Consider the following 23,581-nt stretch of genomic DNA (forward strand, 5'->3'; position numbering starts at 1 on the left):
CACCCCCACCGCCGGCGTCACCCATGTCGCACCGACCCCGGCACCGACCCCCGCCAACACCGGCGGCCTCAGCGCGCCGACGCCCGGCTCCTACGCCGTGGACCTGCCGAAGCTCGGCCGGGTGGACCTGTCGGTGCTGGCCTCCCGGACCATCGAGATCCGGATGATGACCGGTCAGCAGTTCAACTTCCTGCACACGTTCACGAACATCGACTCCTCGCTGCCGGGCGTCAGCGTCCGTGTCACCCCGGGCACGGGCCCCCACGGCACGAACGTCCACGTCGACACGGGCGGTGTGCAGGGCGTCACCGCCTGGCACGCCGTCCAGAACAGCCAGGACGTCCTCGTCGTCCAGCGCGCCCTGCCGAACAACGGCGGTACCGACCAGTGGACGTACCACCTGAGCGCGGCGGACAACTGGGCGCCGGCCGGCGGCATGCAGCACTTCCCGCCGGGCACCCTGGCCAACTCCCACGTCCTCGGGGCGATGCCGCCCCCCGCCCAAGGTCAGGCCGGCCTGGTCGCCTCGCCGCCAGTCAACCAGCCGGTCCAGGGTCCGCTCAACGCCCCCACCACCGTGAACGTCCCCGGTGTCACCAACGCCCAGCTCCAGGTCCAGTTCGGCGCCGCCCCCGGTCGGATCACCGACGCCACCCCCGTCCATGCGGCGGGCGCGCCGCCGATCACCGTGCAGCACCTGCCCGGAGCGGGCCCGGACAACACCGACCTCGTCCGCGTCGACCACACCGTGAGCGCCGTCGAGATCCGCCAAATCGACCTCGCCCCGGGCGCCAGGGGCAACCTCACCCCGGTCCGCGACGAACGCCTCATCACCCTCGCGGGCGGCCCCCACCAGGGCACACGGATCGCCGTCGACCTGATCAACGCCAACGCCGTACGGCAGGTGTCCGGGCCCCCGCTTCCACCCGGCCAGGCGCTTTACTCGGGCGGCGAGCTCAACCTCCCGACCCCCGGCGGCTTCCAGCTGTACGACCCGGCGACCGGCCTCCCGGGTCGCACCGGCACCCAACTGACCGGCGGCGCCGCCGGCAACAACCTGTACGTGCTCACCGGTGGCGGCCGCCCGCAGCTCACCGACGCGCTCGCCGTCCCGCATCCCGGCGCCGCGGTCACCCCGGTGCAGGGCGTGTTCCACGTCCGCACACCGCAGACTCCGGCCGGAGTCGTTGCCGTCCACACCGCTGACGGCGCCTTCTCCCACGAGGCGATCAGGATCGAGGGCGGTGGCTACCTCCGCGGCCAACACCTGGTCGACGCCGCCGGACACCGGATCGCCGGCGCCACCGTCACCCCCCAGCACCCGGCGGTACCGCCCACCCCGCAGCCGCCGACCGCGTTCCGCATCGAGGACGGCAACCGGCACCTCGTGGTCGGCCTCGACGGCGTCCGGACGCATGACGTGCTCACTCTCCGGGGCACGAACGACTTCGTGCACATTCCGGCCGGTCACGGGCTCCCGGTGCGGGTGGACGCGGCCGGAGTGAACCAAGGTGCGATCACATCGGTCGGGGGAGAGTTCCACGTCCCCGCCCCCGGCAACCGCACCACCGTCTTCGACGCGGCCAACGGCAACCACACCCACGACCTGCTCACCGTCCAGGGCGGTCCACTCGCCGGCAGCCGCCTCCACGTCGACCTGGGCGGCACCCCCGGCCACGTCGTCGACGGCTCCGGAATCCGGACCCACACCGTGGTCCCGCTCCAGGGCACCGGCCACGTGGCCCTCGTACCGGTCACGCCGGGCGGCGCTTTGGCACGCACCGATCTGGCGGGTGTCGACCAGGGAGCGATCGCGCAGGTCGGCAACGACTTCCATGTACCGGCCCCGAACCACCGGACCACGGTGTACGGCCTCGACGGCACCCACACCCACGACCTGCTCACCCTCCAGGGCGGCCCCCTCGCCGGCAGCGAGATCCGGATCGGCCTCGGCGGCACCCCGCCCCGCCTGGACGGTGCCGTCGTCGCCCCGCAGCAGGGCGGCGGCTTCCGGATCCAGCACGGCGACACCCACATCGCCGTCGACGCCCAGGGCGTGCACACCGACGACATCGCCACCCTCACCCCGGCCCAGGGGAGCGGCCTCGTCCACACTCCGGCGACCGGCGCCAACCCGGTCCCGGTGCTGAAGGACATGAACGGCGCCCCCGTACCGCACGCCTCCGTCACCGCGGGACCCGGCGGCACGTTCACCGTCACCCGGAGCGTGGTCGACGGCGGCGGCGCCCCCATCGGCCGCTTCCTGGAGTTCCACCCGGCCGGCGCCGTCAACCTGCTCGACGCCAACCTGGCCCGGCTGGACGACGTACGGGTCGCCGCCCGGCCAGGCGGAGCGGGCTTCCGGATCACCCAGGACGGCGAGATCCTCCTCGTCGACGCGGGCGGCCGGGTCGACCTCGCGGCCGTGGACACGGCCGGGACCGGCGTGTTCCGCGTCCACGACGGCCAGGGCGCCCACCAGTTCGACACTCTTCAGCTCACCGACTCGGTCGGCACCCGCTTCATCCGCACCGACACCCACACGCTCCTCGACGGTGAGCTGCGCCCGGTCCCGCCCGGCGGACACACCGTCACCCCCCGGCCGGGCGGCGGCTACCGCGTCGACGGCTTCCCGGGCGTCCGGGCGGGCGAGTACAAGCTGTACGACAACCTCGGCAGGATCACCGAGCAGCGGATCGACGTCGTCACCAAGGGCGCTCTCAAGCCGAACGAGTACCTCAAGGTCACCCACCCCACCGACGGCGTCACCAAGCCGACCTGGGAGCGCGTGCGCCTGGACGCGGCCGGCACCCCGCGGCCGGTCACCGGCGCCCGGGGCTGGTACGACGGCGGCACGCTGGACACCAAGGGCCTGGGCCAGGGCCGGGTCCACCTCGTCAGCCACTCCGGTGGCACCGTCTTCGAGCGCAGGGCGCTGCCGGACGGCCACGTCCTCGACGCCTACCACTCGTCGGCCGGGGTGGGTGACTTCGGCCGGTTCAACCAGCGCGGCGGCTGGACCGAGTACGACGCGAACGGCGCCGTCGTCCGCCACGGCACCCGGCACTGGGGCGAGAGCGGCCGCAGCTGGTTCGACGTGACGACGACCATGGGGATCGACACCCGAGTCCGGCACTTCCAGGCCACCCCCGACGGCGGACACGTCCTGGCTCAACTGGACAACAAGCCGCTCACCCAGTCCTTCGCGAAGACGACCTGGACCCGCTACGACGGCGACCACCGGCCGATCGCCGCCGGCACCCGCGACTGGGGTCCCGGCCGGGGCTTCACCGACACCATGCTCCATCCCAGGACCGGCGAGGGCGTCGTCGTCCACGAGAAGTGGGGCCGCTTCACCTGGTCCCCGCACGACGTGCGCCGCTTCCACCAGACGAAGATCGGCGCGGACGGCGTGCCGAAGGCGGAGTACACGTCCTGGTCCGCGCACGGCAAGGAGAACGGCGCCGGCGTGACGCTGAAGAACGGTGACTTCCTGGAGACCCGGCGCTTCGCCGAACAGCGGCCCCCGGTCTCCTGGCAGTGGCTGACGAGCGGCGAGTACCGGGCCATGAACCTCGACCAGGTGCCCTGGCTGAAGCGGGACAACAACCTCCAGGTGCACCACTTCACGCAGACCCCGGCGGGCGGCGGCGCCCCCGTCCACGGGATGCGGTTCGTCAGCGCCGACACCACGACCGACGTCCTGCGCACCGGCGTCGTCGTCCGCGAGAGCCGCAAGCTGCTGAACGGCGACACCCTCTCCGTCGGCGACGTGAAGCTGCCCTCCGGCGTGATGCGCCATGACGGTTACCTGCCCTGGTCACAGGGCGCCGGCAAACCGCAAGGCCACCGGACCTACAACAGCGCGGACTTCACCTCGCCGACGATCGACGGCCGCCGGGTGATCTGGCAGGACCGGGTCGCCGTCGGCCCCGCCGGCGGCGACTGGTACACGCCGAACATCCCGGGGCGCCAGTGGAACGTCGTCCGGTCCGGCCTCGACGACGGCACGGTCGTCGAGTACCGCCCGGCCCCCGGCCAGGCACCTCCGGCCCACCTGAACAACGGCGACTGGACCCGCTACGACCACCACGGCCTCGTCGTCGCCCGCCAGGACACCTGGCCCGACCCCGCCGGCACCGGAAACCACATCCAGGTCACCTCGACCGGCATGCTCGACGGCGATGTGCGCTGGACGGACAGCCTGGGCAACAGCGGCGTCCGCAAGCTCAACCACAACCGCGGCGACGTCACACCCTGGGGCTGGGACCGGGAGACCTTCCAGGACTTCGACCGCAACGGACAACTCGTCCGCGACCACCGGCTCCTCGCCAAGGGCACCACGATCGACTCCTGGTCCGTTCCCGACCCGGCCGGCGGCCGGACCTGGCACTGGAACAAGGCCGGCGCCGACGGCACGGTCAAAACCTTCGGCACCGGCCCGGGCGACCGCGTCCGCCGGTGGTTCGACGCCGACGGCACCCAGCTCCCCGACTGGCGCCCCGGCGCCCGCTGGCAGGACCAGGTCCCCAGTACGAACCAGGTCGTCCAGGAGATCCCGGCCAAGCCCGCGGGCACCTCCTGGTTCACCGACGCCCCCCACCGGGTGCGCGAGTACACCGCGGACCCGGCGGGCCTCGGCACGATCGATCCGCACGTGTGGAAGGAGTACGAGAACGGCGTCGAGATCGGCCGCAAGGTCGAACTCCGGGACGGCACCTACCTGGAGAGCGAGGACTGGCACAAGCAGTGGCGCCGCTACGGCACCGACGGGGTCACCATGATCGACCAGCGGACCGTCGCGGGACTCGTCTGGCACACCGACACCTTCGGCCGGGTCTCCCTCGTCGGCCGGGAAACCAACTTCACCGGAGCCCTGGCCGAGTTCCGCGGCTTCAGCCGGACCTGGAAGGAAGCCAACATCTGGCAGTGGGGCGCGAGCATCGACGGCGCGTCCACCGTCACCCCGTTCGCCTACCGGGCCGGGCGGCAGCTCCTCGTCGAGTTCGTCCAGGAGTGGATCCTCGACTTCACCATGAACCTGGCGGTCTACGGCATCGTCGCGGCCGCCACCGGCACGCCGTTCGGTGTGACGGACGTGGCCAAGGCCGCATTCGGCGCGACCGTCAGCGCGGGCGTCAAGGGCACCTTCTCCGCCGGGCACCTCGCCGCCTGGCGCGGTGGCCCGTGGCGGACCGGGCTCGGCCAGGTCGACGAGGGCAATCCGTACAACCGCCGCCCCAACGACAAGAACTGGGGCGACGAGTGGGCCGGCAACGAGAAGGTGCTCCGCTGGCGGACGGGCAGCTACGACTTCGGTGTGGGCCTCGCCAGTGGCATGGTGGCCGGTTTCGTCGGCGGGGCGGCCACGGCGGCGGTCTTCGGCGTGAAGGACAAGGACGGCAACACCGTCAAACTCTCGGGCACGGACGCCCTGTTGGCGGGTGCGATCGGCATGGCGGGCGGTGCGATCGGCGGCATCAGCACCGGTCTCGGCCGGACGCTGCTCACCAACAACCTGGGCGGGCGCTGGTTCCACCGCGGCGGCTTCCTGGACACCATCGCGATCGGCGCCACCGGCAAGCTGATCGACAAGACCTTCTACCAGCTGTTCCTCATGAAGGAGCTCACCGTGTCGATCGGCCCCGGCTACTACACCCACCCGGCCGACGGCTCGAACGGAGGCACCACCGCATGACGGTGATACGGGTGGCCGCCAGGGGCAGGGGAGCCCACCGGACCATCGCGGCCGCACTGGCCGCCGCCCCCGCGGGCGCGGTCGTCGGTGTCGAGCCCGGCGAGTACCCGGAGACACTCCGGCTCACCCGACGGGTCGTCCTGGAACCCGAGGGCGGCGTCGGCTCCGTCGTCGTGTGCCCGCCCGCGGGACCCGCCGTCACCGTCACCGCCCCGGACTGCGTGCTCACCGGCCTGGTGCTGCGGGGCACCGACCCCGCGGAACCCCTCGTGCGGGTCGAGGACGCGGCCGCGCTGACCCTTCAGGAGTGCGAGCTCGGCGGCGGCCGCATCGAGGTGCTCGGCTCGCCCGCCGGCTCCTCCACCGCGGCCAACGCGGCACTCGGCCCCGCCGCCGACCTCGCGGCCGAGCTGGCCGACCCGGTCGACGGCGGCGGCGTCCTGCTGCTGCGCCGCACCGCACTGAGCGGCGCCCGCAACACCGCCCTGCACCTGACGGGCGACGCCCGCGCGCGAGCCGAGGACACACTGATCGAGGAGGTCGACGGCATCGGCGTGGTGCTCTCCGGCACCGCCGTGCTGCTCGCCGAGCGGCTGCGGGTGCGAGGCGTCTCCGGGTCCGCGCTGCGGGTGCGGGGCGAGGCCCGTCTGCTGGCGGGGGACTGCGTCCTGACCGGCGCCGGCCGCAACGGCGTGCTCGTGCAGGACGACGCCGCGGCCGTGCTGACCGGCTGCCGGATCGACGCGGCCGTACGGTCCGGGGTTCGGGTCTCCCACTCCGCCCGGGCGGAGCTCACCGACTGCCGGGTCACCGAGCCCGGCGGCAACGGGCTGGAGGCCGCCGACACGGCCCGGCTCACGGCCCGCGGCTGCCGGATCGCGACACCCGGCGGGCACGGGGTACTGGCGGTGGGCGGTACGACTGTGCTGCTGGAGGAGACGGTGGTCGACCACGCGGGCGGCACCGCACTGCACTTCGGCGAGCACGCGGTCGCCGTGATCAACGGCAGCCGGGTGCGGGGCGGCGGCGACCACGCGCTCGCCACGGTCGACGGCGCCCAGGTCGAGATGGCGCACAGCACCCTGGAGGGCTTCCGGACCTGCGGAGTGCACGTCGAGGACGAGGCGAGGGTCGTTCTGGACGCAGTGCGCGTCACCGGCGGTGAGACCGGCGTGCGCCTGCGGTCCACGGCCGACCGGCCCAGCGAACTGCGCGACTGCACGGCCCTAGGCCAGCACCGCAGCGGTGTCGAGATCGGCACCGGCTCCGCCGCCGTCCTCCAGGGCACCCGGATCGCCGCGGCGGGCGCCGCCGGGGTCGCCGTCGACGCGGGCGGTCGGCTCACGATGACCGGCGGCGCAATCGCGCAAGTCGCCGGCAGCAGCCTGGTACTGGGCCGGGGCGCCGCGGCGCAGGTGGACGGCGTACGCATCGACCGGAGCGGCAAGAACGGCATCCTGGTCGGCGACTCGGCCCACGGCACCTTCGACCACTGCGACCTGACCGGCTCCGCCTTCCCCGCCCTGCACATCGGCACCGGCGCCCAGGTGCGCTTCCGGGGCTGCCGTGTCTTCGACTGCGGCCAGGACGTGGGCCTCGCCGAGGGCGCGGAACCGGTCTTCGAGGACTGCGCGGCGATCCGCGTCCGCACGGCCGTACTCCCGACGCTGACGGACCGTCCGGGCACACCACCGCCACGGCCCGTCGCCCCCGTCGGACCCGCCGCCCCGACCCGGCCGTCCGAACTCCGCGCCCACCCCGGTCGGCGCGGAGCTGTACGAGCAGGGCGAACCGGAGCCGGAGCCGGAGACGCTGGAAGACCTTCTCGCCGAACTGGGCGAGCTGGTCGGGCTCGACGGCGTCAAGCGGGACGTCGGCGGCATGGTCAAGCTCATGCAGACCGTACGGCTGCGCGAACAGGCCGGCCTGCCCGCCCCGCCGCTCAGCCGCCACCTGGTATTCGCCGGCAACCCCGGCACCGGAAAGACGACCGTCGCCCGCCTCTACGGCCGCCTCCTCAAGGCCCTCGGCCTGCTCTCCCGGGGGCACCTGGTCGAGGTGGACCGCAGCGCCCTCGTCGGCGAGTACGTCGGTCACACCGGCCCCAAGACCACCGAGGCCTTCCTGCGCGCCCGCGGCGGTGTGCTCTTCATCGACGAGGCCTACGCACTCGTCCCCGCCGGAGCCGCCAACGACTTCGGTACCGAGGCCATCGCCACCCTCGTCAAGCTCATGGAGGACCACCGCGACGAAGTCGTCGTCATCGCCGCCGGATACCCCGACGACATGAACCGCTTCGTCGGCTCGAACCCGGGTCTGTCCTCCCGTTTCACCCGCAGTCTGACCTTCGCCGACTACAGCACGCCCGAACTCGTCAGCATCGTCGAGCACCACGCCCAGCGGCACCGCTACGAACTGACCACCGCGGCCCGCAAGGCGCTGGCCGAGTACGTCGAACGCATCCCCCGCAACGCCCAGTTCGGCAACGGCCGCACCGCCCGCCAGCTCTTCCAGCACATGACCGAACGGCAGGCCTTGCGGATGTCCGAGCTCATCGCGCCCGACCCGGCCCAGCTGATGCAGCTGGACGAACAGGATTTGCCGTGACCCACCTTCCGGAGCCCGATCCCATGTCTGAGCCCAGCCCGCACCTGTCCAAGTCCGCACGGTCCCCCTCCGAGCCCGAGCCGGGCAGGAGTTTCGCGGACACCTTCCGGCGCCGTCCGGCCCGCGCGCCCCGGGGGCTGACCCCCGGCCCCCGCGTCTGGGCCGCCACCGCGTGGACGGCCGCCGTGAGCGCCGCCGCAGTGACCGCGGTCATGACCGTCCCGCCGCTCCTGGCCGACCGGGACGAGGACGACAAGCAGGAAACGGGCCAGACCGTGGTGGCGGCGCCCGCGCCCGTGAAACCCTCCCCGTCGCCGAGCCCCAAGGCATCGAAGAAGACCGCCGAGCCGAGCCCCTCCAAGAAGGAGACCGAGCGCGAGGAACCCGCACCCGTGGTCATCACGAAGACCGCTCAGGCCGCCCCCACAACCAAGGAGCCGAAGCCGGTCACCCCGACCAAGAAGGCAACGAGGAAGCCCAGCGCACCGCAGTGGACGCAGACCGTCGTCTCGGCCACGAACGTGCTCTCCACCGGAGAGTCCTGGAAGACCAACCGCATCCGGATGACCATGCAGGCGGACGGCAACCTGGTCGTCTACAACGAGAACGGCAAGCCGACCTGGGCCGCCATGAGCTTCGGCGAGGGCTACACGGCCCGCTTCCAGACGGACGGCAACCTCTGTGTCTACAACGGCGACAATCAGCCCGTATGGGCCACGAACACCTTCGGGCACCCGGGCGCGCAACTCGTCCTGCGCAAGGACGGCAAGGTGGTCATCGTGCAGGGCGGCACCGTGCTGTGGAGCACGTGATCCGAGACGCGTGGCGAACCCTCGGCGCGGTGACCAACGGCGCATGACTTCCTGTGCCCCCGCCCGGCCGGCGGCCGGGTCGCGGTTGCCGCCCTGAGGCCGGCTGTCTGGTGCTCCAGCCGTGAGCCAGACGGGCGGTACGTCCACAGCGGCTGGTCGGGGGAGTGGCCGGGCATCTTCCCTGACTCCCTCAACCCGATGTGCCCAGCCCGGACCTGCCGTACGAGGTGCGGGCGGACCTATGACGTACCAGACGGGATCGTGGGGGATGACCACGTGCGCGGTGCACCGACCGGTGGACACGGTCCTCGTGCGGCAGCGTCGATAAGGCCGTCCTCCTGGCCGACGCCCGGGTCACCCACCGGCTCAGCGCCACGGAGCGTCAGGCGGGTGATGACCGTGGGATCCTGCGCGCGGAGGTCTGGAAGCCCGCTCATGGACAGTCACCCAGTTCCAGCCGCAACCTGTGAGGTGATCCAAGCCCTCCGCTGCCCGGCCCAGCCATGACGCCCGCATCGGGGTGCTGCTCCCCCGCTTGGCCCCTGTCGCCGACACCACTGCCCTCCTACTGCTGCGGCATCGGCTCAACCATGATCTGGAGGCTCCACAGCAGCCCGCATCCCAGACGAGGGCCTCCCCCGGAAGCTGATTCCTCACCGGGCGGCCGGAGAAGGAAGCATCATCGCGCTGGACCTGTCTGGTGTGTCGTGCTGCGAGTCGGCCGGACTGACTTGCTCTCAGTGTCCCCGAGGACGGCTCCGGCCGACTCTGCTGTCGGGGGCGGGGCGTCATGGGACTCAGGTGAGTTTCCGGCGGAGGTGGAACTGGTGACGGAGGAAACAAGAAGCTCTCGAGGGCGTCCAGGCCGAACAGCATGAGCAGGACCATCACCGGCAGGAGCAGAGCTATCACGACCATGACGCCTCCCGATGCAGTGGTGGTCCCGGGAAAGACACGTCGGCAGTAAGCCAAGCCTGGGCTGAATGGGGGAAGGCTGCGCGTTCGAGGCGAGAATGTGTAGACCGTTCGGGTGATGAGCGGCTGGTTGACGTCGCTTGCTGCGTGGGCGGCCGGCGACGACCAGGAGGCGGTGGCGCAACCCGCTGCGGCGGACCTGGTACGGAAAAGGGGCAAAGGGTCGCAACCCGCAACGGCGACCTGTGTACTCGACCACCGACCGGGAACGTGGATTCGGCCAAAATTCCGGGAAGGGGGCCGCACAGCCGCCTCCTCGTCCCTCTTCAGGCGGTTGTGCGGCCCGGCAGCCATGTAGCTTCGCGGGGCTGTTCGGGACAAGGTCTGTTGCGCAGAACTCGAGCGTGTCTGGGCGGCAGGCATGGGGCGCCGGGCACAGGCCGGGTGCCGAGGCGACATAAGCAGTTGCTGCACCAGCCGCTCACACGGAGTCCGCAAAAGCCGCCTATCGGCTCGATGATGATGAGGATGGCAATCTCTGACATCTATCATCGCGGCCCGGGGGGCACCGTATGAGACAGCAACGACCGCACCGGCGCCTGCCCGCGGCAGCGGTGTGGTTGCTGTTCTTTGTACTGGTCACTACGGCCGCTATCTGGCATCCACCGGCCTGGGTCCACGTCCCATTGTTGATCGTTTCTGGTGCTGCCCTGCTCACAGCACTGATGAGTGCCTGGCCGGCAGCGTACAGCGCCTTGCGTCGAGCCGTGCCGCACGGATCGGCCGTCCTGCGCCGGCGGAAGCGCGGGGCGTCGTCGGCGGTCAGGGCCAGGCGTCGGCCGCCTGGCGTTCTGCCTGCCCGCCGCTCGGCTATGGCATCAGGTGAGGCGATGCCCGGCGGTGAGGGGGATGCGACGGGAGGCATAGCTGTTCTGGAGACGGCTGCAGCCCTTGAGGGGGACTTCTCCTGCATCGCTCAGGCGCGTGACCTCGTGGCCGACTTTCTGAGCCGCGTGCGGGCCGACCACGGTCTGCAGGTCTCCGCGCGGGCCATGGACGTGACGCAGCTGGTGGTCAGCGAGCTGGTGACCAACGCCCGCAAATACGCCCCCGGGCCTGCCATGCTGGAACTTCGTGTTGCCGGTGCCACGGTGGAAGTGACCGTGTGGGACAGCGACCCGTCCCTGCCAGTGGCCAGGGCCGCGGAGCCCGGCCGGGTCGGCCAGCATGGCCTGGAGATCGTCATGGCCGTCGCCCACAGTTTCGAGGCGCACCGCGAACCGGTCGGCAAACGCATCACCGTCAGCATCGCCCTGTAGCCCCGTGCCGTGCGTTCCGGTGGAGTATCACCAGTCGCGGTCCTCAGTCCTGGTGCCTAGCGTTGTGGGAAAAACCGACCACAATGAAGGGAGGGCTGGTGCATGCCCGTCCTCGCGTATCACCACGGCCCTGACTGGACCCAGGAGCTCTACCAGGCGACCATCGACCGGGCCATGCCTGACCCCAACAACCTGCCAAGGGGGTTGATCGCCCACTATGCGGCGCCCCTCGAGGGAGGCGGCTGGCAGGTCGTAGATGTCTGGGAATCCGCAGAAGATCACGACCGTTTTCTTCGGGAACGGGTGATCCCCGTGGCTCAGGAACTCGGCGCGCCTGCCTTCCAGTCCCAAGTGACCGAGCTCTACAACTCGCTGGTCGCGTAGCAGCGCTCACCACCTTTGCCACACGCAGCAGTGAAGGGCCGCGCATCGGTCAGCTCATGGACCGACAAGGGACGGGGTCGGCCTCGCTCTGGGCGACTGCGGAATGGCTCAGCAGGCCTTGAGCGGGATAACTTGGCCGCTGCTGGCGGGTTCACGACAAGGTTGTGTCGGGTGGCGGGACCGGTTCATTGGGTTGATCCGCGTGGACATGCGGAGGAGAGCCGCGGTGCTGGCCGAGGAAGGTGAGATCGTCGAGCAGTGCAGGCGGGTGGGGACGGCGCCGTTCGTCAAGCAACTCGGCTCGTGCTGGAACAAGACCCATCACAAGGACATCGACCGCTTCCCCGCCGAGCTGCGGGTGCGGGAGTACCCCAAGGCCCGGGACCGCACCCCGGCCTGACAACCGGACATCAGGCGGCGGCAGGCAGGCTCACCTGGCTCTTGGTGGTCACCTTGCCCGACGACAGGACCACGATGGAGCCGTCCTGCCGCATCTGCCGCATCGCCTTCAACGCGTGCGTCGGCATCCAGCAGCCGCCTCGCCGGGCGTCGCCCTGCTGCGTTCAGCCGGACGGCGCCGAGAACCCGGTGAACACCCCGGGCCGCACCTGCACGGCCTATCCTCGTTCCACCAGGCGTTTCGCCTTCGACCTCAGCCCCCTCGACCTTCGCCCGCACCGCCGGAAGTCCCAGGGCCGCAGCCGTCTGCTGGCAGCGCATGCCCTCCCGGCCCTCTTCCGACTCCAGCACCGACACGATCCGCTGGTAGTCCGGCGCCAGGACTGACGCCGACATGCTTCGGTCCGGTGCGGCACCACCGAGCCTGCCACCGCACTCCGCAGCGGTTCCGCCACCGCCGCAGGCGGCTCGGCCAGTAGCTCGGCCACCGTGGCACGGCATCCACCAGACGTTGAAGCGCGCGTTCCGCCTCGCCGAGCGCGGCCTGCACCCGCTCGGCCTCCTCCTGCAACCGTGCGACCTCTTGCCGCGCCTTCTTCTCCCGGGCCTTCAGCGCGGAGCACCGACGGCACCAGCCACCTCCACGAGCGACGCGAGCGAACGAACCGTCGGCATCTCTCCCATCGTCAGCCGGAGTTCATGCCCACCCAGCCCGAACCAAACGATCACGTTCGGAAAGCGGACGGTGTTTGAGTATGCGGAACCATCTAGCAGGCTTCTGACCGGCGTAATACCCAGCCGCGTGGGTCACCACCCGGGGCCGTACGCGGTTGGTGTTGTCCCCAACTCCGCGACACCAAGCACTCCGTGAAACAGCGCCAGATGGCAGGCCGAACGGCGGCTCCTCGCCACGCTGAAGGAGGCTGGCAGGCAGGTTCGGCGTGGGCGTCGCCGCTTACCGACACGTTGGCGAAACCGTGTGGTCGTCGGCCAGACCGCGGTCGTCGTCGACGAACTGCGCACCGCATTTTGGGTGGCGGCCTTCATGAGCGCTCTTTGTCCGGACTATGAGCGAACGATGACGGCGGGCGATCGGGCGCTCGAGGGCTGCTGTGCTGGGAGCATGAACAACAGCCACAAGTCCCCTCCCCGTTCTCTCCGCCGTCCGGCCCGCTACGGCCCGAGCGCGGTCACCGCACTCGCCGTGCTCGGCCTGACCTTGGCCAGCTGCGGCGAGAAGGGCACCAGCACCAGGGACGAGGGGAACGGTAACGCAACGGCGAGCGCCGATACGAAGGTGCTTTGGCTGGGCGACTCCATCGCGGGCGCCGAGGCCCCCGCCCTGGGCGCCGCTCTCAAAGCCAGTGGGGCGGAGTTCAATGACTCCTCTTCGGATGGCGGGGGCACGATCGTGGACAGCGGCGAGAAGATCACGCAGATGATCTCTGACGACACGTGGAAGCAATTGGGCAAGGACATCAAGTCGTTCGGTCCTACCGTGATCGCCTACCAGGTCACCACGTACGACTGGGGAAGCCAGGACCAGCAGCGGGCCGCCTACGAGAAGGTCGTCGACACGGCCAAGGACGCCGGTGCCAAGATGGTGTTCGTTTCACCGCCGCCCATCAAGATTGACGGGTTCTACCGGCAACACGAGGCGCAGATGCGCACCGCTCCCAAGGCAGCCGCTGAAGTCGCCGGGAAGAGTGGTGGCACGGCGGCCTTCTTGGACGCCTCGCAGGTGTGGGGCACCGACGCCTCGGCGGCCAAGGCACAGCGCGCCGCGGACGGGATCCACAACTGCCAACAGGGAGCGGCCGCCTTCGCCAAGTGGTTCACCGACAAGCTCGGCAAGCAGGAGAACTTCACGCCGGCGTCCGTGGACTCATGGGCCCAGGAATCCTGGACGGGCGACGAGCGATACAGCAAGCTCGGCTGTGCCGCCTGACGGAACGGTTGATTTCATGCTTTCGCGCCTTCCGTCGCCCACAACCGCGCGTGGCCGCGCGGTGCCTACCCGGTGCCGTGCAGCACGCCGCAGAGGGGTGGGCCATGCGCACATAGCAGCTCTCGACGGGCTGCGCGGGTTCGCTGTGGCGGCCGTGCTGCTCTTTCACGCCGGGCATCTGCCCGGCGGGTTCCTCGGCGTAGACCTGTTCTTCGTGCTCTCCGGCTACCTGATCACTGGGCTGCTCGTCGGCGAGGCGACGGGGCGCGGCCGGATCGCCCTGGCCGTGTTCTGGGGCCGCCGTGCCCGTCGCTTGCTTCCCGCTCTCGTCTGCGTGGTGGTCATGACCGTAGTGGCCACGTGGGCGTGGGGAAGCACGGCACAGTTGCGCTTTGCGCTCGACGACCTGCCATGGGTCGGGGTCCAGGCGGTCAACTGGCACTACATCGCAGAGCAGGTGGGCTACTGGCACGCCTCCGACACCCGCGTCTTCGCCCACCTGTGGAGCATCGGCGTGGAGTGGCAGTTCTACCTAGCTTGGCCGCTGGTGGTGGCGGTGGCCGCCCGGGGGCGGTGCGGTGAGCGGCTCGTAGCCTCTCTCGCCGGCGTGGGCGCCCTGGTCTCCCTTGCCCTCACCGTCTCGCTGGGGGCCGCGGTCGACACCACCCGCGCCTACGAGGGTACCGATACCCGTGGCGCCGCCCTGCTGCTCGGGGCGCTTGCGGCCACCGCGTCGGTGCGCAACTTCGTGCGTCGCGTGACGCACCGTGCGGCCGACGTCGTGTGTCTGCTCCTGGGATGCGCGCTGGCGGTGGCGTGGGCTGTGACCGAGGGCGAGACGACGCCCCTGCTCTTCCAAGGCGGGCTCTTCCTCCACTCTCTCGCCTCGGCCGTACTGATCGTCCTGATGGCCCAGGTGCCAGGCACCTGGGCGGCACGGATCACGGGCAGTGGCCTGCCGCAGGGCCTGGGAAAGCTGTCGTACAGCCTGTATCTGTGGCACTGGCCGGTGTACCTGCTGCTGTTGCCACGACTGTCGGTGCTCGGGGACTGGGGCGCAACCGTGGTCGCGATCGGGGTTTCGCTGGTGGCCGCCGCGGTGACGAAGCGGTTCGTCGAGGATCCGGTGCGCTTCCGGCTGGGGTGGGCGCGCGGCAGGCGCGGGATGATCGCGATGGTGGCGGTGGCCCTGGCCGGAGCCATCCTGTGGGTGACGGTGCCCGAGCCGGTGTCGGGGGTGGGCACGGTCGACATCGACCAGTTGGAGTGACCCCCGGATCCCGATCCCTGCCCCGACCACCCACACAATGGTCGGCACAACACGCTCACTGTGGAAAGGACCCGTACATGAAGCGTGTCCTGTTGATCGAGGACGATCCGGCTGTGCGCCGCGGTATCGTCCTGGGCCTGTCCCGCAACGGGCACGAGACCGAGGCGGTCGCCACCGGCGAGGACGGTCTCGACGCCCTGGTTGCCATCAAGCCGGATCTGGTGCTGCTCGATCTGATGCTGCCCGGCATGAGTGGTCTGGAGGTATGCCGCCGCATCCGCGAGACCAGCCGGGTCCCCATCGTGATTCTCTCCGCGCGCGGCGACGACATCGACGTCGTGATCGGCCTCGAGACGGGCGCCGACGACTACGTCGTCAAGCCCGCCAGCGCCGCGGTTATCGAGGCCCGGATGCGCGCGGTGCTGCGCCGCGTCGCCCCTGCCCAGGCCGACATCGGCACAGGTGCCGGCTCGACCGCGGTGGGTGATCTCGAGATCGACCGTGACGCGCTGATCGTCCGCAAGCACGGAGAAGAACTCCCGCTCGCTCCCTCCGAGTTGAAGCTGCTGCTCTTCCTCAGCGCCGCCCCGGAGCGGACTTTCAGCCGCCAGCAGCTGCTGGAGGACATCTGGGAGCACAGCTACTACGCGGACGCCCGCTTGGTCGACGCCTGTGTGATGCGGCTGCGCTCCAAGATCGAAGAGGATCCGCGCCATCCGGTATACGTCCAGACGGTGCGTGGCTTCGGCTACCGCTTCGGCCCGCTGCCCGTATGAAACCCACCCTGCCCCGCGGACTGCGTCCACGCCTGGTCGTCGCCTTCGTCCTGGTCGCCGCGCTCAGCGCGCTGATCACCGCCCTGCTCACCTTCCGGCAGGCCCGCAGCGCGATTCTGGACCGCACCCAGAACAGCGCCGTCCGCGAACTGCGCCTCCAGGTCGACTCGCTCGCCCCCAACCTTCCCGTCGATCCCACCGACGCGGATCTGCGCATCTTCACACGCCAGCTGGACAGTGCCTCGGGCGCGCACGGTTGGCACACGGCCGTCGCCCGCGATGGCGGGTCACTCATCGGCACCGCGGGCCACGTCAGCAGCGCCCTGCGCGATGCGGCAGAGAACGGTGATGCCACCTTCTACGAGCGTGAGGAGCACGCCGACGGGCCCCGGCTGCTCATCGGCATGCCGATCAGCTACACCGGTGGACGCGATGGAGCGCAGAAACCATCGGGGCTGGTCGCCTACGCCGTTCTGTCACTGGACGGCGAACAGGCCGACGTCTCCGCCATGATCACCGCGGCCTGGGCGGGCGCCGTCCCGACGCTCGCCTTCGCCGCCGTGCCCGCCTTGTTCGCGGCGCACCGGGTGCTGCGTCCCGTCCGGCAGCTGCGTACGGCCGCCGAGAAGATCACCTCGGGCGCCCTGGACACGCGCCTGGACATCGTCGGCAAGGACGAACTCGCCGCGCTGACCGGCACGTTCAACACCATGGCGGCCGCACTGGAGCGGGACGGCGCCGAGCTGCGGCGGATGGAGACCAATGCCCGTCGATTCGCCGCGGACGTCTCGCACGAGCTGCGGACGCCGCTCGCTGCCATGGCCGCTGTCACCGATGCCCTCGACGAGGACGCCCGTTCCGGCATCCTGCCTCCGGACACCGCCGACGCGGTCCTCCTCATCAGCGACGAGACCCGCAAGCTGGCCGGCATGGTCGAGGACCTCATGGAAATCTCCCGCTTCGACGCGGGTGCGGCGGTATTGCACCTGGACGACGTGAGTCTGCGCACCGTCGTCCACAAGACGCTTCACCTGCGCGGCTGGCGCGAGCCGGACGAGGTGATCACCGAGCTTCCCGAGGACGACCCGCGCATCCGGGTCGACGCGCGGCGCATCGACGTAGTCCTCGCCAACCTGATCGGCAACGCACTGCGCCACGGCGCCGCTCCCGTCACGGTCCGGGCGACTGCCACGCGGGAGTCCCTTGTGATCGAGGTCGCCGACGACGGCCCCGGCATCCCCGACGAGGTCCTGTCGCATGTCTTCGACCGCTTCTACAAGGCGGACGCCGCCAGGGGCCGGTCCGAGGGCAGCGGCCTTGGACTCGCCATCGCGTTGGAGAACATACGACTGCACCGCGGCACCGTCACCGCCGCGAACCTCCCCGACGGCGGCGCGGTGTTCACCATCACGCTTCCGCGCACGCCCCGACAGGAGGACCAGCCATGAAACGCCGACTCACCTGTCTCGTAGCCCTGGTGGGCGTGCTGTCGGCAGCCTGCGGCATCGGTTCCACCGGCCCTGTCCGAGCCGGCGCCCCGGCGTCCGGCCTTCGCGAACCGGGGTCCGCGCGCCACTATGCCCAGCTCTACTTCGTCAGCCCCTACGGCCTTCAGGCCGTCACCCGCGGTGTCGATGTCCCGCCGACCCCGCAACAGGCACTTGACTTGCTCCTCAAGGGCCCCGACGCCGCCGAACGCGCCCGCGGCCTGACCACCGAGGTACCCCCACTCGACGGGGGATTGGCCGCGCAGGGCGCCGACGGCGCCGTGGACCTGCGCCTCCCAGTGCCCGTGGCGAACATGACCCGCGGTGGCGGCCTCGGGCTCAGCCAGGTCATCTGCACCGCGGCCAACGCCCAGGCGTCCGACGGCAAACAATCCCCCGACATTGACGTACGGGTCTACGAGGAGGGCTACGACACACCCTGGAACGTCCGCTGCAACGCGGCGGGCAACATCGTTCCCGTGCCCGACCCGTAGCCCCTATTCCCACAACCACGGCACCGAGAAAGCTCCCAGCGTGCCGCGGCGGTGTCCGGCCGCAGGCGTGGTGCAACGGCTCCGCACGACGGTGGAGCCATCGTGATCGACGACTCAGGGGACCGCAAGGACGGCACGGCGACCGCGCATGTGCGCTGGCAGTGGCTGGGCCGGCTGAGCAAGACGGACAGCGGCATCGTCACGGTGACCACGGTGTGGACCGACGGCCGTGTGTACCACCCGCTGCACGCACACCCCTACACGCCAGCCCACCACTTCGCCCGCGGTCGGCCCGATCCGGTTTTCCACACGAAACCGCAGCTCGCTGCTGCCCTCGCGGCTCGGGCGGGCTTTGCCTGCAGGGTGGTGGCTGTGCCTACTCGGCAGCGACGACTGGTACCTCGCACTGCGAGAGGCAGGCCTGCCCTAGGTGGTCGTCCCCAAGCCGCACCGCGGCACCTGGGCCCGGGCTGACAAGCCACGCACCGCCGATCTTCGGCATCAACCTCGCCGTCGCCCCGCTCGTCCTCGACCCCACCCAGCGCCTGCGCACCTCGGTCCGCGGCGGCGCACACGTGTACGAGCCGCCCACCGGGTCGTCCTCCTCGCCCAGTTTGCCACCGGCTGGGCACGGCTGTGCCGCCTGACCTCCGCCGCCCACACCCACGGCGACGGCCCACCCATACTGGCCTGGGACGACCTGCACCAGCACGCAGGGGAGTGGCTGACCGTGCTCCTCGGCCCCGCCTCCGAACCCATCCACGTCCTGGCCGCTGGCCGACCCGACCTCACCGAACACCTCCTCGCCCCCTGGCAGCAGCTGCCCGGCATCCAACTGCGCCTGGCAACCCGCTGGCTCGGCCTCGCCGGCACCGGCCCCGGCTCACTGCGCCTGGCCGCTCGCACCCTCACCCTCGCCGACCAAGTGGGCATCCCCGCCGTGCTGACCAAGGCTGTCCGCTACGCCGACGCCGACCAGCACCGCCCCGCCGACGACCTGGACGCCGCCCGCCTGCGGCGCCTCATCGACCGACGCCACCTCGACTCCGGCGAGCGCTGGCTGAAGCCCCCGGCCGCCATGGGCGAGATCGCCCGGCGGATCGTCGCGGCCGCCAGCCACGGCGACGACCGGGCGGCCCCCCTACTGGCCGAAACCACCGCCACGCCGACGCCTGCACCGTCGACCCCGTCGAGGATCTCGGCCTGGGCCGTCCTCGCTTCCCCGAACCCGCCGTCGTCGGCGCCCCCGGAGGCCCCGCACACGCCGCCCGCCTGCTGCGCGAGCGCACCGAGGCCGGCTTCATCCGCCGCGGCCTCGACCGCGACCCCCGCGCCCGCCAACGCCTCGAAGAAGAGCTCGCAGTCATTCGCACGCTGTAGTACGACACGTACTTCCTCACCGTCGCCCTGGTCGTCGCCGACGTCCGCGAGCTCGGGATCCGGGTTGCTGCCCGAGTCTCCGGTGCCGGCAGCATGGTCAACCACACGCTCGTTATCGCCACGGCCAATCCGCTGGACTTCCACCTGCTCTTCGAGCGGTTCCTGTCAGTGCGCCGCGCGAGCCTGCCGGACATCGACATCGACGTTGAGCCCCCGCCGACTCGAGGTCTACGACCGGATCATCGAACGGTTCGGCACCGAACGCGTCGCCGTCACCGGCATGCCGGAGACCTACCGTGCCCGCCACGCCCTGCGTTTCCCTGTCAAGTTCTGCGTGTTGAACGTTTCTCCCAGCGGGCATTCCCCACCGGCGCGGTGAAAAGTGCCCATGCGCTTAGTTTTGTTGGCGGTCGGCTTTGGGGCAGGTCTGCCTCGGTCGGTGCGCCGTCAGACTGCTGGCCGCGTGCCGGTACAGCGGCAGGACACGCTCGGCTCAAGCTCCTCCGTGGTGAAGGGGTCGACGTCGTTCAACAGGATGGTCGGTGATCCAGTCATATTCGACTGCCTATCGGACGCCTCGACCCAGTCCACCGGCACTTCTCGCCCAGCGAGGGCGCTATTACATGGCCTTGCCCTTTCAGGTGGTGCTGGGGCGCTTCGTGAGGTGGGCCGACGCCGGTCAGACCTGGGTGTGCAGGGGACCCGAGTTGTAGGTGATCGCGTCGGTGAATGCCCGGGGCAGGTCGAAGGGGTGGCCGGTGGTGTCGGCGTAGGCGCGGTGCAGGTTGAGGACGATGCGTTCCGCGTCGGGTAGGTCGGCGAAGGGGCCTAGGCGGCAGGTGCGCGCCGTTTGCAGGGGTGTGAGGCCGTCGCGCAGGCCGGCCTGGGCGGTGGTGTGTACGAGTCGGTAGTACGCGCGGTGCTGGTCGAGCACCGTCGGCAGGGCATGTGCGTCGATGACGGGGCCGTGGCCCGGCACCACGTGTTCGGGTGCGAAGGAGGCGATCCAGTCCAGGGAGCGCAGGGCGCCGTCGAGGGAGCCCATGAACACCAGCGGGGTGACGCGGTGGAAGAGCAGGTCTCCGGCGAACAGCACGCGTTGTTCGGGGAGCCAGGCGATCAGGTCGCCGCTGGTGTGCGCGGGGTGGCCGGGGTGGAGCAGTTCGATCTGATGGCTGTCGCTGTGCAGGGTGAGTGCTGTGCGGATGGTGAGGTCCGGGGCGCGCCGGGTGACCGCGCCCCAGTCGGGCACGGGCTGCCAGATCGGTGGGCAGCCGTCGATGACGGTGTCGGTCAGGATGCCTTCGCGGGTGGCTTCGTGCGCGATGACCACCGTGGTGCGGGGCAGCAGGCTGTTGCCGTGGGTGTGGTCGCCGTGCAGGTGGGTGTTGACCAGGTAGCGGATCGGTGTGCCCGGTGCCGCCCGGCCGACGGCGTCCAGCAGGTCCCGGGTGCGGTTCTCGGTGGCGCAGGTGTCGATGAGGACGGCGTGGTCATCGGTGATGACGAACCCGGCATTGTTGATCCACCAGGAGCCGTTGTGCTGTATCCAGGCGTACACGCCGGGGGCCACGGCGTGGGCGGCACCTGCGGTGCCTGCCGCGTCCGGTGCCGGGTTCTGGGCGGGGGTCATCGGCGGCCTCGGTGGGGTGCGAGGGCGTGCGGGTGCGAGGTGGCCCGCAGATCGCCGACGGGGCGCTCGGCACGCTCCGTCACGCGGCAGGTCTGGGTGCCCAGGTGCTCGACGCTCAGGGTGACGGTGTCTCCCGGGGCCAGGGGAGGGTGGGCGTCGAGCCCATAGCGTCCCCACAGTTCGGCCAGGCAGCCGCCGCCGCAGGTCCCGGAACCGAGGATGTCACCGGTGCGGACCTCGGTGCCCCGCGAGGCGTAAGCGATCATCTGAGCGTAGCTGAAGGCCATGTTGCTCCACACGTCCTCGCCGACGACGGTGCCGTTGACGGCCGCCGTCATCCGCAGGCCGTAGGCGTTGCCCGCCCGGTGGGGTTCCAGTTCGTCGGGGGTGACGAACAGCGGGCCGAGCGTGGTGGCGCTGTCTTTGCCCTTCGCGGGGCCGAGGCGGACCTTCATCTCGGTGAACTGCAGGTCGCGCGCGGACCAGTCGTTCATCAGCACGTATCCGGCGATGTGGGACTCGGCCTCGTCGACGCTCAGGTCCCTGCCGCCCCGGCCGATCACGGCGGCGACCTCCAGTTCGAAGTCGAAGTGCGTGCAGCCCGGCGGGATGCGCACATCGTCCTGCGGGCCCTGGATGGCGTAGGGGTTGGTGAAGTAGAAGGCTGGAGCGTCGTACCACTGCTCGGGCGGGCCTTCCTCTGGTCCGCCCAGTTTGGCCACGCCCTCGACATGGCTCTCGAAGGTCATGAAGTCCCGCACGGTCGGCGGCTGGGGAATCGGCGCCCGCATCCTGAGCGAGGCGTAGGGGCGCACGGCGCGAGGGTCGCGCAGCGCGTCGTCCGCGGCGTCGTGCAACCGCTGGGGGGCGTCGAGCAGGTCGATGAGACGGATACCGGGCGGCAGCGCGTGGACGAGGTCGTCGGCGTCGAGTACGCCGACGCGCTCGCCGCCGGCGCTGTCGCCGTCGGTTTCGGTGTAGGTGATGAAGCGCATGACTACTTTCCGGGGGGCTGGTGTTCCGGGGTCGCCTGGAGTTCCGACGACATGCGGGCGATGAGGCCCCAGCCCTCCGGCGGGGTGCCGGGCAGGGGGCGCCCGGCGTCGGCGAGTCGGCGGAGGACTGTTTCGGCTGAGGCGTCCGCCCGTGCGAGCAGGGCCGGCAGGTCGGTTCCGGTGAGGTGGCCATCGCGCTTGGCGAAGCGGCCGGCGACCAGGACGTGGCGGACGTTGTCGGGTGTGGTCTGGAAGACGAGGGTGCCGGCCGGGTCGAGGTGCGGGTGCTGGGACATGCCGGGCCCGCCGGTCACGATGATGTCGGCCTGTTTGCCGGGGGTGAGGCTGCCGACGCGGTGCTCGAGTCCGATCGCCTCGGCGGCGTTGACGGTGGTCCAGGCCAGCGCCTCCTGCGCGGTGATGGTCACCGTGGTGGGGTCTTCGCCGGTGAGGTTGAGGTCCTCGGTGTCGGCCCAGCGTTGGAAGGCCAGGCCCATGCGGGTCTGGGTGAACAGGTCGCCGGTGTTGAGGGAGACGATGTCGCAGGACAGGGTCGGTTTGATGCCGTGCCGGCGGGCCGCGGCGAAGGCGGGGCGGCCCATGCCCATGTTGAGTTCGGTCTCCACCGAGATCGACAGCTTGGCGCCGTGATCGGCCAGCAGGCGCCACTCCTCGTCGGTGAGGGTGTTGCAGTGCACGTGGACCTGGTCCGGTCCGAGCAGGCCCGCCGCGGCGAATTCCCGCACGCCGCTCGGCAGTGACCACACGCATCCGGTGTGCGTGACGATCAGCGCATCGCATTCGCGGGCGGCGGCGATCTCCGCGCGGGTGGTGTCGAACGGCCGCGTGCCGTACTCGGTGAGCGCCACCCCGAGGGTCAGGAGTGCGTCCCGACTCGGGAAGTGGGTGTCGGCGACGCGCCGGAAGTCCGCCAGCCGCGAGGCGTGGTCGGTGAAGTGCGGCGGCTGGAGCGGGTTCGAATCGAAGAAGCCGTAACCGAACACCGCGCGGATTCCCGCGTCCCGCAGCCCGGTGATCGCGGCGTCGGCGTGCTCGGGCGTGTTGTTGCAGTGCGAGAAGTCCAGGATCGTGGTGACTCCGGAGTTCAGGGCGTCCAGGGCGCCGAGGTGATTGCCCAGGTGGACGTCTTCGGCGAGGTAGGCCGGTGAGACGCCCAGCCGGATGCCGAACAGGTAGTCCGCCAGGGTCCAGTCGGCGCACAGGGCGCGCAGCTGTGTCTGCCAGGTGTGCCGGTGGGTGTCGATCATGCCGGGTGCCACGATGTGTCCCGTGACGTCCACCGTCTCCGCCTCCTGGACGGAGAGGTCCGGTGCCACCGCGGCGATCGCACCGTCCTCGATCAGCACGTCACCTTGGGGCAGGTTCCCCAGCTGCGGATCCATCGTGAGGACAGTGCCGCCGCGCAGCACAACGCGATGCCGAGCCATGATGATGACTCCTTCG

Annotated in this window: 14 protein-coding genes and 3 pseudogenes; 14 read left to right on the forward strand and 3 right to left on the reverse strand. The window is 70.7% G+C overall.

Annotated features, from left to right (window positions below; genetic code table 11):
- The 14 genes and pseudogenes from AOJ26_RS07220 to AOJ26_RS41595 form a co-directional block, all read left to right on the forward strand.
- On the forward strand, positions 1–5,698 hold a 5,698-nt coding region (locus AOJ26_RS07220), incomplete at its 5' end, for a hypothetical protein (RefSeq protein WP_053847349.1).
- Positions 5,695–7,284: pseudogene (locus AOJ26_RS44210) on the forward strand (right-handed parallel beta-helix repeat-containing protein); the annotation flags it as partial. The gene AOJ26_RS07220 and the pseudogene AOJ26_RS44210, both read left to right, overlap by 4 nt.
- 307 nt (positions 7,285–7,591) lie before the next feature.
- Positions 7,592–8,305: an AAA family ATPase gene (locus AOJ26_RS44215; protein ID WP_234358483.1), complete on the forward strand. Its 714-nt coding sequence runs from the start codon at positions 7,592–7,594 to the stop codon at positions 8,303–8,305.
- Between the two features lie 23 nt (positions 8,306–8,328).
- Positions 8,329–9,117 (forward strand): hypothetical protein, encoded by a 789-nt coding sequence (locus AOJ26_RS07230; RefSeq protein WP_086724247.1) that lies wholly within the window; start codon positions 8,329–8,331, stop codon positions 9,115–9,117.
- 1,805 nt (positions 9,118–10,922) lie between these two features.
- Positions 10,923–11,351, forward strand: coding sequence for an ATP-binding protein (locus AOJ26_RS07235; RefSeq protein WP_078959783.1), 429 nt, complete (start codon positions 10,923–10,925; stop codon positions 11,349–11,351).
- 102 nt (positions 11,352–11,453) lie between these two features.
- On the forward strand, positions 11,454–11,735 hold the full coding sequence (locus AOJ26_RS07240; protein ID WP_053847352.1) for a hypothetical protein: 282 nt from the start codon (positions 11,454–11,456) through the stop codon (positions 11,733–11,735).
- Between the two features lie 226 nt (positions 11,736–11,961).
- Positions 11,962–12,135 carry a hypothetical protein gene (locus AOJ26_RS43360; RefSeq protein ID WP_159044225.1) on the forward strand — a complete coding sequence of 58 codons (174 nt, stop codon included), beginning with the start codon at positions 11,962–11,964 and terminating at the stop codon, positions 12,133–12,135.
- A gap of 978 nt (positions 12,136–13,113) precedes the next feature.
- The gene (locus tag AOJ26_RS07245; protein ID WP_234358484.1) at positions 13,114–14,082 is read left to right on the forward strand and encodes an SGNH/GDSL hydrolase family protein; all 969 of its coding nucleotides are present in this window, start codon (positions 13,114–13,116) and stop codon (positions 14,080–14,082) included.
- Positions 14,083–14,236: 154 nt separating this feature from the next.
- Positions 14,237–15,352 carry an acyltransferase family protein gene (locus tag AOJ26_RS07250; protein ID WP_234358485.1) on the forward strand — a complete coding sequence of 372 codons (1,116 nt, stop codon included), beginning with the start codon at positions 14,237–14,239 and terminating at the stop codon, positions 15,350–15,352.
- Between the two features lie 77 nt (positions 15,353–15,429).
- Positions 15,430–16,128 carry a response regulator transcription factor gene (locus tag AOJ26_RS07255; protein ID WP_053847354.1) on the forward strand — a complete coding sequence of 233 codons (699 nt, stop codon included), beginning with the start codon at positions 15,430–15,432 and terminating at the stop codon, positions 16,126–16,128.
- Positions 16,125–17,576 carry a sensor histidine kinase gene (locus AOJ26_RS07260; RefSeq protein WP_053847355.1) on the forward strand — a complete coding sequence of 484 codons (1,452 nt, stop codon included), beginning with the start codon at positions 16,125–16,127 and terminating at the stop codon, positions 17,574–17,576. The genes AOJ26_RS07255 and AOJ26_RS07260 overlap by 4 nt, the downstream gene beginning before the upstream one ends.
- Positions 17,573–18,109: a GerMN domain-containing protein gene (locus AOJ26_RS07265; protein ID WP_053847356.1), complete on the forward strand. Its 537-nt coding sequence runs from the start codon at positions 17,573–17,575 to the stop codon at positions 18,107–18,109. Before AOJ26_RS07260 ends, AOJ26_RS07265 begins: the two co-directional genes overlap by 4 nt.
- Positions 18,110–18,169: 60 nt before the next feature.
- A pseudogene (locus AOJ26_RS42710) lies at positions 18,170–18,536 on the forward strand (transposase); the annotation flags it as partial.
- Positions 18,537–18,579: 43 nt separating this feature from the next.
- Positions 18,580–19,805: pseudogene (locus AOJ26_RS41595) on the forward strand (DNA polymerase III subunit alpha); the annotation flags it as partial.
- Positions 19,806–20,168: 363 nt separating this feature from the next.
- On the opposite strand, the gene AOJ26_RS07280 reads toward AOJ26_RS41595, so the two are convergent.
- Genes AOJ26_RS07280 through AOJ26_RS07290 form a run of 3 tightly spaced genes read right to left on the reverse strand, consistent with a single transcriptional unit; the run spans position 20,169 to position 23,565 of the window.
- Positions 20,169–21,122: an MBL fold metallo-hydrolase gene (locus AOJ26_RS07280; RefSeq protein ID WP_078959785.1), complete on the reverse strand. Its 954-nt coding sequence runs from the start codon at positions 21,120–21,122 to the stop codon at positions 20,169–20,171.
- Positions 21,119–22,117, reverse strand: coding sequence for a fumarylacetoacetate hydrolase family protein (locus AOJ26_RS07285; protein WP_053847359.1), 999 nt, complete (start codon positions 22,115–22,117; stop codon positions 21,119–21,121). The genes AOJ26_RS07280 and AOJ26_RS07285 overlap by 4 nt, the downstream gene beginning before the upstream one ends.
- A gap of 2 nt (positions 22,118–22,119) precedes the next feature.
- Positions 22,120–23,565: an amidohydrolase family protein gene (locus AOJ26_RS07290; RefSeq protein ID WP_078959786.1), complete on the reverse strand. Its 1,446-nt coding sequence runs from the start codon at positions 23,563–23,565 to the stop codon at positions 22,120–22,122.
- Positions 23,566–23,581 lie beyond the last annotated feature (16 nt).

This window comes from Streptomyces sp. NRRL B-24085 (assembly GCF_001282115.1).
Classification (GTDB): Bacteria; Actinomycetota; Actinomycetes; order Streptomycetales; family Streptomycetaceae; genus Streptomyces.